The organism is Rhizobium sp. 2MFCol3.1 (assembly GCF_000377565.1).
Taxonomy (GTDB): Bacteria; Pseudomonadota; Alphaproteobacteria; order Rhizobiales; family Rhizobiaceae; genus Rhizobium.
Window position 1 is genome coordinate 40,999 of sequence record NZ_KB898375.1, and the last position, 15,054, is coordinate 56,052.

The 15,054-nt window shown below is 63.4% G+C and carries 17 protein-coding genes; 10 read left to right on the forward strand and 7 right to left on the reverse strand.

The genetic code is table 11. The features are described 5' to 3' along the window. Entirely contained in the window at positions 1–252 is a 252-nt protein-coding gene (locus D460_RS0128665) for an exodeoxyribonuclease VII small subunit (RefSeq protein WP_018902057.1), read from the forward strand. A 31-nt stretch (positions 253–283) separates the two neighbouring features. On the opposite strand, the gene D460_RS0128670 is transcribed toward D460_RS0128665, so the two are convergent. After that, positions 284–775, reverse strand: a complete 492-nt coding sequence (locus D460_RS0128670; protein WP_018902058.1) for a hypothetical protein — start codon at positions 773–775, stop codon at positions 284–286. 4 nt (positions 776–779) lie between these two features. Next, the gene (locus D460_RS0128675; protein ID WP_018902059.1) at positions 780–1,577 is read right to left on the reverse strand and encodes a hypothetical protein; all 798 of its coding nucleotides are present in this window, start codon (positions 1,575–1,577) and stop codon (positions 780–782) included. 273 nt (positions 1,578–1,850) lie between these two features. Between D460_RS0128675 and D460_RS0128680 the strand changes: the two genes are divergently transcribed. The 5 genes from D460_RS0128680 to dxs all read left to right on the forward strand — a co-directional run bounded on the left by D460_RS0128680 (position 1,851) and on the right by dxs (position 6,354). Beyond that, positions 1,851–2,618: an SDR family oxidoreductase gene (locus tag D460_RS0128680; protein ID WP_018902060.1), complete on the forward strand. Its 768-nt coding sequence runs from the start codon at positions 1,851–1,853 to the stop codon at positions 2,616–2,618. A 21-nt stretch (positions 2,619–2,639) separates the two neighbouring features. After that, positions 2,640–3,005, forward strand: a complete 366-nt coding sequence (locus tag D460_RS0128685; protein WP_018902061.1) for a nucleotidyltransferase domain-containing protein — start codon at positions 2,640–2,642, stop codon at positions 3,003–3,005. Beyond that, positions 2,995–3,351 carry a HepT-like ribonuclease domain-containing protein gene (locus D460_RS0128690; protein ID WP_245267829.1) on the forward strand — a complete coding sequence of 119 codons (357 nt, stop codon included), beginning with the start codon at positions 2,995–2,997 and terminating at the stop codon, positions 3,349–3,351. Before D460_RS0128685 ends, D460_RS0128690 begins: the two co-directional genes overlap by 11 nt. 30 nt (positions 3,352–3,381) lie before the next feature. Continuing rightward, positions 3,382–4,302: a pirin family protein gene (locus tag D460_RS0128695; protein WP_018902063.1), complete on the forward strand. Its 921-nt coding sequence runs from the start codon at positions 3,382–3,384 to the stop codon at positions 4,300–4,302. Between the two features lie 135 nt (positions 4,303–4,437). Next, complete coding sequence (dxs, locus tag D460_RS0128700) at positions 4,438–6,354, forward strand: 1-deoxy-D-xylulose-5-phosphate synthase (protein ID WP_026283650.1); 1,917 nt, start codon at positions 4,438–4,440, stop codon at positions 6,352–6,354. 234 nt (positions 6,355–6,588) lie between these two features. Here the strand turns inward: dxs and D460_RS0128705 are convergent, their stop codons facing one another. Together D460_RS0128705 and D460_RS0128710 are read right to left on the reverse strand one after the other, a co-directional pair. Then, positions 6,589–6,966, reverse strand: a complete 378-nt coding sequence (locus D460_RS0128705) for an Atu4866 domain-containing protein (RefSeq protein ID WP_037112293.1) — start codon at positions 6,964–6,966, stop codon at positions 6,589–6,591. 2 nt (positions 6,967–6,968) lie between these two features. Further along, positions 6,969–7,706 carry an SDR family oxidoreductase gene (locus D460_RS0128710; protein ID WP_018902066.1) on the reverse strand — a complete coding sequence of 246 codons (738 nt, stop codon included), beginning with the start codon at positions 7,704–7,706 and terminating at the stop codon, positions 6,969–6,971. A gap of 104 nt (positions 7,707–7,810) precedes the next feature. Between D460_RS0128710 and D460_RS0128715 the strand changes: the two genes are divergently transcribed. Beyond that, complete coding sequence (locus D460_RS0128715; RefSeq protein WP_018902067.1) at positions 7,811–8,743, forward strand: AraC family transcriptional regulator; 933 nt, start codon at positions 7,811–7,813, stop codon at positions 8,741–8,743. A gap of 14 nt (positions 8,744–8,757) precedes the next feature. Here the strand turns inward: D460_RS0128715 and cax are convergent, their stop codons facing one another. Further along, the gene (cax, locus tag D460_RS0128720; protein ID WP_245267831.1) at positions 8,758–9,834 is read right to left on the reverse strand and encodes a calcium/proton exchanger; all 1,077 of its coding nucleotides are present in this window, start codon (positions 9,832–9,834) and stop codon (positions 8,758–8,760) included. 255 nt (positions 9,835–10,089) lie between these two features. Between cax and D460_RS34045 the strand changes: the two genes are divergently transcribed. Continuing rightward, the gene (locus D460_RS34045) at positions 10,090–10,326 is read left to right on the forward strand and encodes a hypothetical protein (protein WP_155947879.1); all 237 of its coding nucleotides are present in this window, start codon (positions 10,090–10,092) and stop codon (positions 10,324–10,326) included. Positions 10,327–10,416: 90 nt separating this feature from the next. Then, positions 10,417–10,842, forward strand: a complete 426-nt coding sequence (locus D460_RS0128730) for a potassium channel family protein (protein WP_018902070.1) — start codon at positions 10,417–10,419, stop codon at positions 10,840–10,842. Positions 10,843–10,846: 4 nt separating this feature from the next. Here the strand turns inward: D460_RS0128730 and D460_RS0128735 are convergent, their stop codons facing one another. Further along, positions 10,847–11,743, reverse strand: a complete 897-nt coding sequence (locus D460_RS0128735; protein ID WP_018902071.1) for a DMT family transporter — start codon at positions 11,741–11,743, stop codon at positions 10,847–10,849. Positions 11,744–11,917: 174 nt separating this feature from the next. On the opposite strand from D460_RS0128735, the gene D460_RS0128740 reads away from it, so the two are divergent. Beyond that, positions 11,918–12,808 (forward strand): LysR family transcriptional regulator, encoded by an 891-nt coding sequence (locus D460_RS0128740; RefSeq protein WP_018902072.1) that lies wholly within the window; start codon positions 11,918–11,920, stop codon positions 12,806–12,808. Positions 12,809–12,894: 86 nt separating this feature from the next. Here D460_RS0128740 and D460_RS0128745 read toward each other — a convergent pair whose 3' ends face one another. Continuing rightward, positions 12,895–14,829 (reverse strand): methyl-accepting chemotaxis protein, encoded by a 1,935-nt coding sequence (locus tag D460_RS0128745; RefSeq protein WP_026283654.1) that lies wholly within the window; start codon positions 14,827–14,829, stop codon positions 12,895–12,897. Between the last annotated feature and the right edge of the window lie 225 nt (positions 14,830–15,054).

Here is a 15,054-nt window from a genome sequence, read left to right on the forward strand (position 1 = left end):
ATGTCCGACAACGCCAAGCCGGAGGTTTCCGGCCTCTCTTTCGAAAAGGCGGTCGCCGAACTCGAAAGCATAGTCGCCCGGCTGGAACGCGGCGACGTGGCGCTGGACGAGTCCATCGAGATCTACGAGCGCGGCGAAGCGCTGAAAAAGCATTGCGAGACGCTGCTCTCGGCCGCTGAAAACCGGATCGAGAAGATCAGGCTCGATCGCGCGGGCAAGCCGCAGGGCGTGGAGCCCTTGGACGGGGCCTAAGTGGTTCGCCCCGTCCGATTGCGAACCAGCCTTATTTGTCGAGGCTGAGCATCACGTAGGCTTCGCCACCTCGCCTGTCGTGCTGGAAGATAAAGCGTTTTCCCTTGATCGTCGCGACGAAAGGCTTGCCTGCCTTAGCGTCTTTCGGCACCTCCGCACCGGAAGCCTCGATCACACGAAGGAACTGTGGATGCAGCGTCGGGTCCGAGCGATTTTCGCTGGTGACCGCGCATTCCCTCTTGGGCTTGATCTGAACGGACATCGAGTGGTCGTCGGTCATGCCGCCGAACTGCTGTTCGGCGTCCTTTACGCCATAGCGCTTCGCCTTGGCCGCCGCGGTGGCGAATGTGGGCGCCGATGCAAGGCAGACATCCTTGAACGCGGCAACGGCGATGTCATTACCCTTGCTGCTCTTTGGCGCGGCTGACGCGGTTTGCGGCACGATCAGGCAAGCTGAGAGAGCCAATGCGACGCCGAACTGTGCGGCGCGACGGGAAATGCGGTCTGTGGGGATCGTCTTCATAGATTTACTTTGCCTTGGCCTTCGATGTTATGCTCGACAACAGCAGTTCGTAATCTGCCGTGAACTTCGTGTAGGTGATGCGGGAATAGATTTCCGGAACGTTCAACCGGATTGCATCCTTGAATGTCTGCGGTGCCTGAGACCCGACAAGGCGGCCCCGCGCGGCACCGGAGAAGAACCCGCCGCTGCTCATTTGGACAATGTCGATCACGCCGGCATCGACGATCTGCCCCTTGCCGATCGTGATCGTATTGTCGCCAAGCAGCGTGTACTGTGGCTCCTTCCCCTGAACTCCCCAAAACCCGGCATTGCCTGTCCCCATGGATGCGATGCTGTTGCCGTTCTGACAGGTGATCATGGTCACGGCATAGCGGCCCGGCTCGATCGGGCGGAAGGACGTGCGGATATCGCGTACGCCATTCTCCTTGATCAGCGCCGGCACGTTCAGCGTCAGCATTTGCGCGGTCGTCTTGGCAAGATTCTTGATGATCGCGTCGCCACCATAAAGCCCGTTGGGCTGCCCGATTTCGGTAAATGGCCCCGAGCCGATCTTGCCGTCGACGACTTTCTGCAGGCGGACGGTGCCGCGCACGCAATAGCTGCCATTGAGCGAAACGCGCACGACGGCAGCGGCGCCCTTGTCCGCAACCATGGCATCCGCCTGCCTGGCGGCATCCTTGCCGTCGGCGCCCATTTTTGTTGAGTTTGGATTGGTGGCGCAGGAGGCCAAGGTGGCGAATGCGGCCAGAAGAGCGGCGCTTTTCGCCAGCTTTCCGAGCCGCCCATGTTTCTTATACTGCATGTACGAATGGCTTTCAGATTTAAATGCGCCCCTTGGTTGCATCAATCCCGGAATGAGACAAGGTCACACCAACGCCAGCGAGCGGCGAAGTGCGCGTGCGGTAAAACCGCCGTTAATGGCCACAGCGAGATTGTAACTTTTGGATCCCGTCACCATTCAAAGCTTCAGGTCTGACCGCCGATTGGCAAAGCGCTGCCCTCCCCCATCAAACCCCTTGGCCATCCGTCAAATGGCGGTCTATCATCCCCGAAACACCAGAGGGGACGAGACGGCATGACGGACAGGTTGAAGGGCAAGATCGCGATTATCTCGGGCGGAGCGACCGGCATGGGCGGAGCGGCGTCGCGGTTGTTTGCGGCGGAGGGCGCGAAGGTCGCGATCATCGATCGCAATGGCGAGGCGGCGGCTGAGACGGTGCGTGACATCCGCGCAGCAGGTGGCGAGGCCGATTTCTGGACGGCGGATGTGTCCGACGAGACGGCGGTGAACACAGCCGTAGCGGACATCGAGGCGCGCTACGGCGCGGTGACCGTGCTCTTCAACCATGCCGGCACGATCGTCATCAAGCCGTTCCTTGAGACGACGCTTGAGGAGTGGGACTGGCTGCATGCCGTCAACGTGCGCTCGATGTTCCTGATGACCAAGGCGGTGCTGCCGAAGATGATTGCGGCAGGTGGCGGCTCGATCGTCTGCACCTCGTCGATCTCGGCTGTCGCCGCGACGCCGATGGAGGTGCTCTACGACACGACCAAGGGGGCCGTGCACATGTTCGCGCGTGCCATCGCCGTCGAGTTCCGCGACCGCAACATCCGCTGCAACGCAGTCTGCCCCGGCTTCATCCGCACGCCACACGGCCTTCGTGAGGTGGCCGACCTGCAAAAACTCGGCGTCGACGTCTCGGATGCCGCGATCGCCGCGCAGCAGGGACGGATCGGCGAGCCGGAGGATGTGGCGCGGGCGGCACTTTATTTGGCGAGCGATGAGTCGAGCTTCGTCAACGGCGCGCATCTGTTCGTCGATAACGGGTTTACGGCGATGTGATTGCTGGGGCGGCGGCGCTTGATGGGCGGCCGGTGGCTGCGTCTCGACCAAGTCGCAGAGGTCGATTATATTGGCGACATGGACAAGGATCAGGTCATAGCGATCATTCGCAAGCATGAGGACGCGCTCAGGGCTGAGGGCGTTCTCGGGCTTTCGCTGTTTGGCTCGGTCGCCCGCGGCGAAGCGACAGCGGAGTCCGACATCGATGTCATCGTTGAGCTTACGGACGAAGTGCTGCATTCCGGCTTCGGATATTTCGGGACGCTCTATCGTCTCAAAGAAAGACTTGAAGATATCACCGGCCGGCCTGTCGACGTCATCTCGGAACCGATCGAGAAACCTCGCCTCGCCAAAGAGATCGAAAGAGACCGCCAAGTTGCCTTCTAGCAAACCATGGCTCCGTCTGGCCGACATCACCGACAATGGTCGAAAGATATTGGCCTATACCGAAGGCATGACCTACGCTGAGTTCGTTGCCAACGAGATGGCTGCGGACGCGAGCGAGCGCTGTATCTCGCGCATTTCGGAGGCTGCGGTCAAACTCGGCAGCTTCGCCGAAGAGCTGCTTCCCGGCCACGACTGGCAAGCGATACGCGGCATCGGCAATATCCTTCGCCACGACTATGAAGACGTCATGCTGCCGCGTATCTGGGAGCTGATTGAAAAGAATATCCGCCCACTTCTCAGAGATATAGAATTGGCGATCGAAGCTCACGAAGCGGCCGACAAATAAGCTCACCACTTTCGCCAACGGAGACACCCCATGTCCTTCTTCCCCGGCAAAGACCCCCTCCCCGGCGATGCCTTTGCCTGCGACGCCATCGAGAACCTGATCATCCCGCGCACCAGCGATATCGGCGGGTTTCAGGTCAGGCGGGCGCTGCCGACCCGGCAGCGGCGGCTGGTGGGGCCGTTTATCTTTTTCGATCGGATGGGGCCGGCGATCTTGAAGCCGGATGAGGCGCTCGATGTGAAGCCGCATCCGCATATCGGGTTGTCGACGGTCACCTATCTGTTTGACGGTGAAATCCGGCATCTCGACAGCCTCGGCACCGAGAAGGTGATCCGGCCTGGTGATATCAACCTGATGACGGCGGGGCGCGGCATCGTACATTCCGAGCGGACGCCGGATAATCTGCGCGGCCATCCGCTGTTGATGTCCGGGCTGCAGACGTGGCTGGCGCTGCCCGATGACAAGGAGGAGATCGATCCCTCCTTCGCGCATACGGAAAAGAGCGAGATGCCGGTCATCGACGAACGCGGGGTGCGCGGGCGGGTGGTGATCGGCGCGTTCGAGGGCATGACTTCGCCGGTGAGCGTGTTTTCCGACACGCTCTATGCCGATATCAATCTCGATGCCGGCGCGAAGTTCCCGTTCGGCGCCGCGCATGAGGAGCGGGCAATCTATGTGCTGTCGGGCGAGGTGGTGATCGCGGGCGACCGATTCGCGCCCGATCAGCTGCTGGTGTTCCGTCCGGGTGACGCGATCACGTTGGAGGGCGGTGCCCAAGGATGTCATCTCATGCTGTTCGGCGGGGCGGCGCTGAACTCGAAGCGCTACATCTGGTGGAACTTCGTTTCCTCGTCGAAAGAGCGGATCGAAAAGGCCAAGGAAGAGTGGCGCACCGGGCGTTTCGACATCGTTCCGGGGGATGAAGAGGAATTCGTCCCTTTGCCGGAGTAGCGTTCTCCTCTAGAAAGGATCCTTGCGGTTCTTGAAATCGACTTCTTTCACCGCAACTTATGGCCTAAAGGCTATGTGCCCCAAAACGCCTGGAAAAGACGACAAGAACAAGAACGACAAGAAAGAGTGCCTCTCGTGACACAACCGCCGAAGACGCCGCTGCTGGACAAGGTCATTTATCCGGCCGACCTCCGAAAGCTGGAGGATCGCGACCTGCCGCAGCTTGCGCGCGAGGTGCGAGACGAGATGATCGACGCGGTGTCGAAGACGGGCGGACATCTGGGCGCGGGCCTCGGCGTCGTCGAACTGACGATCGCCATCCACAATGTGTTCAACACGCCCGACGACAAGCTGATCTTCGATGTCGGCCACCAGTGTTATCCGCACAAGATCCTGACCGGCCGGCGCGACCGCATCCGCACGCTGCGCCAGGAAGGCGGGCTCTCGGGCTTTACCCGCCGCGCCGAAAGCGAATACGACCCCTTTGGCGCAGCGCACTCCTCGACCTCGATCTCGGCCGGCCTCGGTATGGCCGTTGCGGCGGACCTTTCCGGCTCGAAGCGCAACGTGATCGCAGTGATCGGCGACGGCGCGATGTCGGCGGGCATGGCCTATGAGGCGCTCAACAATGCGGGCGCGCTCGATGCGCGGCTGATCGTCATCCTCAACGACAACGACATGTCGATCGCGCCGCCGACGGGCGCCATGAGCGCCTATCTGGCGCGTCTCGCCTCCGGCCGCACCTACATGGGCATGCGCGAAGTCGGCAAGAAGCTGACCAGCTATCTCGGCAAATCGGTCGATCGCGCCATTACCCGCGCCGTCGAGCATGCGCGCGGTTACGTGACCGGCGGCACCATGTTCGAGGAGATGGGTTTCTATCATATCGGCCCGATCGACGGTCATTCCTTCGAGCACCTGCTGCCCGTGCTGCGCAATGTGCGCGATAATGCACATGGACCGGTGCTGATCCATGTCGTCACGCAGAAGGGCAAGGGCTATGCGCCGGCGGAAGCCGCCGCAGACAAGTATCACGGCGTCAACAAGTTCGATGTCATCACCGGCGCGCAGGCGAAGGTGAAGCCGAACGCGCCGAGCTACACCAATGTATTTGCCGAAGCGCTGGTGCAGGAAGCCGAGCTGGACGACAAGATCGTCGGCATCACCGCCGCCATGCCGAGCGGCACAGGACTGGACAAGCTGGCAAGCGTATTTCCGTCGCGCTGTTTCGATGTCGGCATCGCCGAGCAGCATGCCGTGACCTTCGCAGCCGGGCTTGCCGCAGAGGGCTACAAGCCGTTTACAGCACTTTATTCGACCTTCCTGCAGCGCGCCTTCGACCAGGTGGTGCACGACGTGGCGATCCAGGGCCTGCCGGTACGCTTCCCGATCGACCGCGCCGGCTTCGTCGGCGCCGACGGGCCGACGCATGCGGGCTCGTTCGACACGACTTTCCTGGCGACGTTGCCTGGCTTCGTCGTCATGGCCGCCGCCGACGAGGCGGAACTAAAGCATATGGTGCGGACCGCGGCCGCCTATGACGCCGGCCCGATCTCCTTCCGCTATCCTCGCGGTGAAGGCGTGGGCGTCGAGATGCCGGTTCGTGGCGAAATCCTGCAGATCGGCAAGGGCCGTATCGTCAAGGAAGGCACCAAGGTGGCGCTGCTCTCCTTCGGCACGCGCCTGGCGGACTGCATGCTCGCCGCCGAAGACCTCGATGCTGCGGGCCTTTCGACCACGGTTGCCGATGCTCGCTTCGCCAAGCCGCTCGACCACGACCTGATCCGCCAGCTGGCGCGTCACCACGAGATGCTGATCACGGTTGAAGAAGGCGCCGTCGGCGGCTTCGGCAGCCATGTGCTGCAGTTCCTGGCGACCGAGGGTCTGCTCGACAACGGGCTGAAGCTGCGCTCGCTCGTGATGCCCGATCTCTGGGTGGAGCAGGCGAAGCCCGAGGTGATGAACGCGCAGGCGGGGCTCGACCGGGCCGGGATTGTCGGCACCGTGTTCAAGGCTCTTGGCCGGCCGGCGGCTGTTGGGTTTGCTGGGTAAGCGGGTTGGTTGATGGGTTGAGTGAACGCTCGGCCTTTGCGGGTTTGCTCACTAGGCTAGCTTCGCGCCAGCATTACCCCCCTCTGCCCTGCCGGGCATCTCCCCCACAAGGGGGGAGATCGACTCGCGGCTTGCTCAAAGCCCTACAGTGAGAGTGGAGCGAGCGGGTAAGCCCAGTCAATCTCCCCACCTGTGGGGGAGATGTCCGGCAGGACAGAGGGGGGTGCCACGGGCTCAGCACCAACCATGGCTCACACCAACCGTCACCCCATCAATCCTTCCGCACCCATCGCGATAAAACACCATGCCGCCATGATGGAGCACGTCGTCGACGAACTCGCCGTCGGCGGTGAAGCCGGTGTCGTCCCAGTAGTCGATGTGGCGGCCCCTCACCTCGTAGCGGCCCTGATAGGCACTCTTGACCGTGCCGCGCGCTTCGTCGTAGCGGCCGTTGGGCAGCAGTTCCTGTCTGATGCGGCCGTCGGCGGTGATCCACATGCCGACATAGGGATGGGTCGAGTCGGGAGATGTTTGCATCTTGATATCCTTGGCGAAAGCGTTGGCGGCGGCAAGGGTGATCAGCGCTGCCGCGAGGGATTGGCGGATGACCATGATCACAACCCCGCATTGGCCGTCGGGCGCACGACGATGTCGTTGACGTCGACGTCAGCGGGTTGGTCGATGGCGTAGAGGATGGCGCGGGCGATGGCGTCGGGTTTCAGCGCAACGGCGCGGTAGGCGACCATGGCTTCGGCGGCGAAGGGTTCGGTGATGGTGTCGGCGAGTTCGGATTCGACCACGCCGGGGTAGACGCAGGTGACGCGCAAGATCTTGTTTTCCTGCCTGAGGCCATCCGAGATCGCCCGCACCGCGTACTTCGTCGCGCAATAGACCGCCGCTGTCGGCGAGACGGCGAGGCCGCCGACGGAGGAGACGTTGATGATCTGGCCGGATTGCTGGGCGTTCATGACGGGCAGCACGGCGGCGATGCCATAGAGCACGCCCTTGATGTTGACGTCGATCATCCGGTCCCATTCCTCGACCTTCAGCGAGGACATCAGCGACAGCGGCATGACGCCGGCATTGTTGACGAGCACATCGACGCGGCCGAACTCGGCAATAGTGGCATCGACGAAGGCCTGCATGTCGGCGCGGTCGGTGACGTCGAGCGCTCTCGATATCACGACACCACCAGCGGCACGGATTTCCTCGCTCAAAGCGTCCAGGCGGTCGGTTCGGCGCGCGCCGATGACCAGCTTTGCGCCGGCGAGGCCCAATTCGCGGGCCGTTGCGGCACCGATGCCGCTGCTGGCGCCTGTGATCAGCACTACCTTGTTGTTCATATCGGTCATGTCTTGCTCCTCAAGCGATCTGTTGACCGAGACAGGATCGCGCCGACGGGACCAGTTGCGGTAGACGGCTTTTCCGGAATTCTTGCACGATCCTCCGAAATGGAATGTTGCCCCTTGGCAAAGCGCGCGCGACGGCCGATGCTGGCATCATGGAAACAATCACCAATCTCGCCGCCCTGATCGATCGCCATGCCGGCATGGATGGAAACTTCGACACCGTGCTGCCGCGCGTCGGCGTTATACGATCCTCGGCGACCACAGAGCCGCTCCATACGCTCTACAAACCTTCCTGCTGCATCGTCGCGCAGGGGCGCAAGCGGGCGACGATCGGCGATACCAGCTATATCTATGATGCCGCGCATTATCTCGTGGTTGGCGTCGACCTGCCGGTCATTGGCGCGGTGATAGAGGCCAGTCCTGACGCGCCCTATCTCTGCCTGCGGCTGGAGTTCGACCGCACGGTTCTGAACGAGATGATCGCGGGTGCACCAGCTCGCGACGAGAACCCGGCGGCGGCGCGGGTCAGCGAGACGACGCCAAGGCTGATCGATGCGGCGGCGCGTCTGCTTGGTCTCCTCGATGCGCCCGAGGATGCGCCGGTCCTGGCGCCGCTTATCGAGCGTGAGGTCCTGCATCGGCTGATATCGGGACCGCAGGGCGGGCTGATCCGGCAGATCGCCAGCGGCGAGAGCCGGCTGAACCAGATCGGCCGCGCGGTGGATTATGTCTGCCGCAATTTCGGGAGCCCGTTCGCGATCGAGGAACTGGCCGATATCGCCGGCATGAGCTCGTCATCCTTCTACGAGCATTTTCGCGCCGCGATGGCGATGAGCCCGCTGCAATTCCGCACCCAGATCCGCCTGCAGGAAGCGCGGCGGCTGATGATCGTAGAGGGCATGACGGCGGCCGAGGCGGGGTTTCGCGTCGGATATGACAGCCCCTCGCAGTTCAACCGCGATTATGTCCGGGTGCACAAGGAGACGCCGAAGCGGGATGTGGCGCGGATGCGCACGTCTCCGAGCCTTTCCGGATACTAGGACCTGTCCGGATACTAGGACGCGGCGGGCGGCAGCAGGAACAGTGTCAGGCCGAATATGGCGTAGACGGCGAGCGCCAGCACGCCGACATACCAAGCGCCGCGCCCGCCATTGGAGAGCAGTGCCGCGGCCATCATGGCGAGGAACATCATGGCCACCGCGCCCGGCCAGAACTGCAGCGACATGGGCTCGGGGCCGATGAAATAGCTGACTATCACGAGGACGGGGGCGACGAAGAGCGCGATCTGCGAGGCGCTACCGAGCGCGATGCCGACGCTGAGATCGAGCCGGTTGGCGCGGGCGGCCGAGAAGGCCGCGGTCATTTCCGCCGCGGCACCCACGAGCGCCACGACGATGAAGCCGACGAAGGCGGGCGTCATGCCCATCTTCTTGGCCGCCGCCTGCACCGAGCCGACGAAGACTTCGCTGATCAGCGCCACGAAGAGCGTCACCACGACGAGGATGATGATGCTGGTCGAAAGCCCCCAGCCGCCATGGTGCTCCTCGGCCTCGCCGACGCTGGCGAAGAGTTCGCGGTGGGTCTTCAGCGAAAACAGCATGCCCATGGCGTAGACGGCGATCAGGATCACGGCGAGGCCGAGGCTGAGCGCCTGCACCATCTCCGGCCCCTGATCGGCACGGCTGACAAGCGAGGGGACGAACAGGGCGACGGTTGCCAGAAAGAGCAGCGACGCCTGGAAGCGGGCGCTGACGCGATTGAATTCCTGCAGGTGATGCTTGAGGCCGCCAAGCAGGAAGGAGCCGCCGAGCATGAACAGCGTGTTGGTGACGATGGCGCCGGCGATCGAGGCCTTGACCAGCAGATATTGCCCGGCCTGGAGGGCGGCGAGCGAGATGACGAGTTCGGTGAGGTTGCCAAGCGTGGCGTTCAACAGGCCGCCGACGGCGTCACCCGTACGGGCGGAGACGGCTTCCGTTGCGCGGCTGAGCAGGGCCGCGAGTGGGATGATCGCCAACACCGAGAGGATGAAGAGCAGCGTGTGGGACTCTGGCGCCGCCATATCGGTCAGGATCACCACTGGCACGAAGACGAGGAGTGTCAGGAGCGGCGCGGCGCGAAGCTCCGCCATTGCCGCCTCGATCAACCCCGAAGGCCCATGTTTGCGCTGAACATTCTGCACGGCGGGCTCCATCCGGATTTTCGCGCGGATGAGCATAGGGGCTTGGCCGTCGGCCTGCATTGCGTGTGATCAACGCTGCGCCGATATGGCTGCCTTTCCCCCGAAGGATTGATCCTGCGCAATGCGGAACGTGACGTGCCTGCTAGTTTGGCCGGGATGAAAGCGAGGGGTGTGGTTGGAATGCAGTCAGGAGCAGTGAGCGGCGTGCGGTACATCGTTGTGCCGAGCCGCCTTGGGCTTGTTAACGTCATCGACCGGGCGACGGGCCTGCCTGTCGAGGCCGGGGTGACGGCTGTGCTGCTTGAACCGCACGAAGCGAGGGAACTTGTGCGGTGGCTGCTGCGTCGGGCGCATGCAGAAGGCATTCGAGCGCATGCTGAAGGCAGTCGGGCGCGCGCCGAAAGCAACGACGCTGGCGAGTGTTCATCGCGCGCCGCTTGAAGCGTGCCGGTCTGCCGGCTCGCGCGTGGGCGGAGCGCGGCGGAGATCGTTGCGCAGTATTGATATTGACCCACATCCATTGGAGGTCCGGTGCCCGTCAATTTTCTCCTCGCCACCGCGCTGATCGCGGCCACAGTCGCCATACAGGCCGTCTTCATGGAGATCGGGCTTCGCGCCATCCGGCACGCGGAGCCTGGATATCTCGGCCGCCATGCCACGATCGCGACCGTCGCCTGGGTCAGCTATCTGCTGATCCCGATCAGTCTCGATATCTGCCTTTGGGCGCTCCTCTACTATCTGATCGGCGCGCTGCCATCGCTTGACGACGCCATCTATTTCTCCACCGCGACCTTCACGACCGTCGGCTTTGGCGATGTCGTGCTTGGCAAGGAGTGGCGGCAGATTTCGGCTTTCGAGGCGGTCAACGGCTGGATCATCTTCGGCTGGGCGACGGCGCTGATCATGGCGGTGATCCAGCGCCTGTATTTCCGGGACGGCAAGGCGAACGACGCGTGAGGTGTCAGCTTCGCGAGGTCATGAAGACGCCGACCAGCGTGACGCCGAGACCGACGAACATCGTCGGCGTCAGCGGCTCGGAAAACAGCGCCCAGGCCCAGAGCATGGTGACCGGTGGGCTCAGATAGATCGCGGCGCTGACCTTGGCGACCGGGAAGAGCCGCAGGCTGGTGTAATAGACCGAATAGGCGGCGAAGGTGGCGATCAGCACCAGCCAGACCATGCCGATGGCAAAGTTCTGGGTCATCGGTGGCGCGATGTCGCCCTGGATCAGGGCGCAGATACCGAAAAGCGCCGAGCCGGTCAGCGTGTGGATGCAGAGGCTCTGGTGTACCGGCATGTGGCCGACGCGCCGGCGCTTGTGGAGCACGGAGGCGAGCGCAAAGATCAGCATCGAGCCGACGGTCAAGCCGTAAGCCCAGAGCGGAGCCGAGCCGAAGCTCAGGCTATCTAGGGAGACGATCAGCACGCCGGCGACGGCGATCGCCGTGCCAAGCCACTGACGGCCGCTCAGGCGCTCGCCAAGCACCGGCTGCGACAGGGTGGCGATGGCGAGCGGCAGCAAGTCCGAGATCAGCGCCACGAGGCCGGTGGGTACCCGCTGCTCGATCGCCAGCGCGAAGCCGCCGAGATAGAGGAAGACCGACATGACGCCGAACCACATTTGCCCGACGATCGCCTTCCGCTGCATGCGCGGGCCGATGGTCAGGGCGAAGGGCAGCAGGATAAGGCCGGACAAAAGCGTGCGCCAGAAGAGCACGAGCACGACGCTCGCCTCCTCGCTGGCATAGCGGATGCCGACGAAGCCGGAACTCCAGCCGATGATCAGCAAGGTGGCCATCAGCGGCCAGAGAAGGCGGTGCTGCTGCTTGGTCGTGGCGGTCAATGCGTGGTCCGTCATTGGTGATCCCTGTCATGCGTCTGCAATCGACCGCTTAAGCCATGGTCGCCAGCCAAGCACATGACAAATTTCGATCGTGGCATGACTTTCAAACGAATTCAGTCATGGAAGTTTGCAAATGCCGGCTCTTCGTTGCATCCTTTGACCGGCAGCTAACGAAGAGAGCAGCACGAAATGAGCGACCTGAACAACCGGCGGCTGGAGATCGATGCGCTGCGCGCCATCTGGGCGATCCGTCATCACGGCGGCATCACGCGGGCGGCGGAAGCGCTCGGCCTGTCGCAATCGGCCGTCAGCCACAAGATCAAGCGGCTGGAAACGAGCCTCGGCTGCGAGCTCCTGAATCGCAAGGCCGGCGCCACCGCCTTCACCACCGAGGGCGAGGAGCTGCTGGATTATGCCGGCCGCATTCTCGGGCTGCACGACGAGGCGCTGCTCAGCCTGTCGAAGACGACGCTGGCCGGACGGATCGCGCTGGGCCTCACGGAGGATACGACCTGCTCGGCGCTCGCCCATATTCTCGGCCGCTTTCGCCGGCTGCATCCCGATGTGTCCGTGCGCACGCAGGTGCGCATGAGCCTGGTGCTGCGGGCAATGCTCGAGCAGGGCGAACTCGACGCGGCGATCGTGCAGGTCTTCGCCCACGAGGTGCGCCCGACCGATGTCATCCTGTTTCGAGAGACGCTGCACTGGGTGAAGCATCCGAGCCTGCTCCTGCCGCAAACGGCGTCCGTGCCGTTCCTCTCCTTCCACGACGATTGCTTCTATCGCCACTGGGCGCTCGATATCGGGCAGGATGGCGGGATCATGCTGGAGACGGTGTTCGAATGCGCGAGCGCTGCGGGCATTATCGCCGCCGTCAGCTCCGGCATGGGCGTGGCGCTACTCAACGAGCGGCATCTCAGGCCGGAGATGCAGATCATCACCGACCGCTTCCCGGTCCCTCCCGATCTCGTCTACGTGGTCCGTCGCGGCCGCAAGGTGCGCAACGCGGCGCTCGATACGCTGGTGGCGGAGATCGAAAGCGAGATCAGCCGCTATGGCGGGCTGGCGCTGGCCAGCTGAGGTTTTCGGCCAGTTGGATCCTCAACGCGAAAGGGGCCGCGCGATGCGCAGCCCCTTTCCTTTCCTGTCGATGATCAGGCGTTCGATCAGAACTCCGACCATTCCTCCTTGACGGCCGCGGCACTTGCGCCGCCGCCACCGAAGGCGCGGGCAACGCTGCGCTTCAGCGCATTGGCCGGCGAAGCGACCGGGCGCGAGGCGGGAGTGGCGGTTGCGGCGCGCGGTGCGGCGCGGTCGTTGCCGAGGTTGAACTGGCGCAGCAGATCGTCCAGCGCCATGGCTTCCTGGGCGAGCGAGTGGCTGGCGGCCGTCTGTTCCTCGACCATGGCGGCGTTCTGCTGTGTGCCCTGGTCCATGTTGTTGACGGCGGTGTTGATCTCCTGCAGGCCGATCGACTGCTCGCGCGTGGCGGTGACGATGGCGCCGACATGGCGGTTGATCTCCTGCACGGCGCCGACGATCTCCGACAGAGCCTTGCCGGTTTCGCCGACCAGCGAGACGCCGGAATTGACCTGCGTGCCAGACGTATTGATCAGCGCCTTGATTTCCTTGGCGGCATTGGCCGAGCGCTGGGCGAGCTCGCGCACTTCCTGGGCGACGACCGCGAAGCCCTTGCCGGCTTCACCGGCGCGTGCGGCCTCGACGCCGGCGTTCAGCGCCAGCAGGTTGGTCTGGAAGGCGATGTCGTCGATGACACCGATGATGTTGGAGATCTCGCCCGACGACTTCTCGATTTCCTGCATGGCGGTGACGGCCTTGCGGACGACCTCACCGGAGCGCTCGGCGCCGAGACGGGTGCGCTCGACCAGCTGGCCGACATCCTCGGCGCGCTTGGCGCTGTCGCGGACCGTGGTGGTGACTTCTTCAAGCGCTGCTGCCGTTTCCTCGACGGCTGCGGCCTGCTGCTCGGTGCGGCGGGCCAGATCGTCGGCTGCGGTGCGGATCTCGCCGGCGCCGGCATTGATGGCAGACGCGTTGTGGCCGACCGACTGCAGGGCTGCCTGCAGCTTTTCGACGGCATGGTTGAAGTCGTTGCGCAGGCGGTCGAACTGGGGCGCAAAGGCGGTGGTGATGCGGATCGCGACATTGCCGTTGGCAAGGCCGGAGAGACCATCGGCGAGGTTGTCGATGGCGAAGCGCAGTTCGCTTTCCTCGCGCGCCTTCTGCTCGTCGCCCATCTGGCGCTGGCGTTCGGCGTCTCCACGCATGCGATCGGTTTCGCCGGCCAGGCGCAGCTTCTCGATCGCCGCGTTCTTGAACACCAGCACCGACTGCGCCATGCGGCCGACTTCGTCCTGGCGATCAAGTGCCGGAACCTCGATATCGTTCTGGCCACCGGCCAGACGGCCCATGGCGGATGTCATGCCGACGATCGGGCGAACGATGCTGCGCGACAGCATCCAGGCAAGAACGACGGCAGCAAGGGCCGCGAAGATGCCGCCGAAGAGCAGCGTCATGTTGAGCGCGGCACTTGCATCGGCCTTGATGGCGGAAAGGGCTGCGGATTCATCACGCGCGGCTTGCTTGATCTTGGCCGAGGCCTGGCGGAAGCCATCGAGCTGGCCCTTGGTCTCGTTGACGCCGATCTTGACGATCTGGTCGATCGGCATGTCGGTTTCCTTGCGCGCCTTGCTCTGCGGCACGGCGAGCTGGTTGAAGTAGAGGTCGGCAGCCTTCTGCATGGCGTCGATCTGGCCCAGGAACTCGGTCTTGCCCGCGGCCGTCTGCTTGGCGGCGGCAATCGCGTTCAGCATGCGGTCGCGGTTGTTGAAGAGATCGCCATAGGTGCTGTCGCTCTTGAAGAGCAGGAAGCCGCGCAGGTTCACGGCCTGCTCCAGCATGGCCTGCAGCGCGTCGTCGATCTGGTTGACCAGCAGCTCCGACCGCTTTTCCTCGACGGCAGCTTCCGCCACGGCGCCGGCCTTCGAATAGACGAAGGCGGAGACGGATACAAAAATGAGAATGAGAGCCGCGAAGGTCGCGGCGAGCTTACCGTTCAGGGACATGTTTCTAGCAAACATCAGTCGGTCTTTCCTGGGCGCCTGGCGCCATGGCAAATCGGGCACGCGTCAGCGCGTGCGGGGAAACTATCAACGAGGGAAAACATGATCGGCGGTAGGATTTTAAGCCATCATGGCGAACGCGGTTTTCGGCCGCTGCAATCGACGGCGACACTAGCCACGGAAAATTTAAAATTGTTTAAGTCGGCGCGGCAACTGGTCGCAGTTTATCTTGGAAAACCGCTG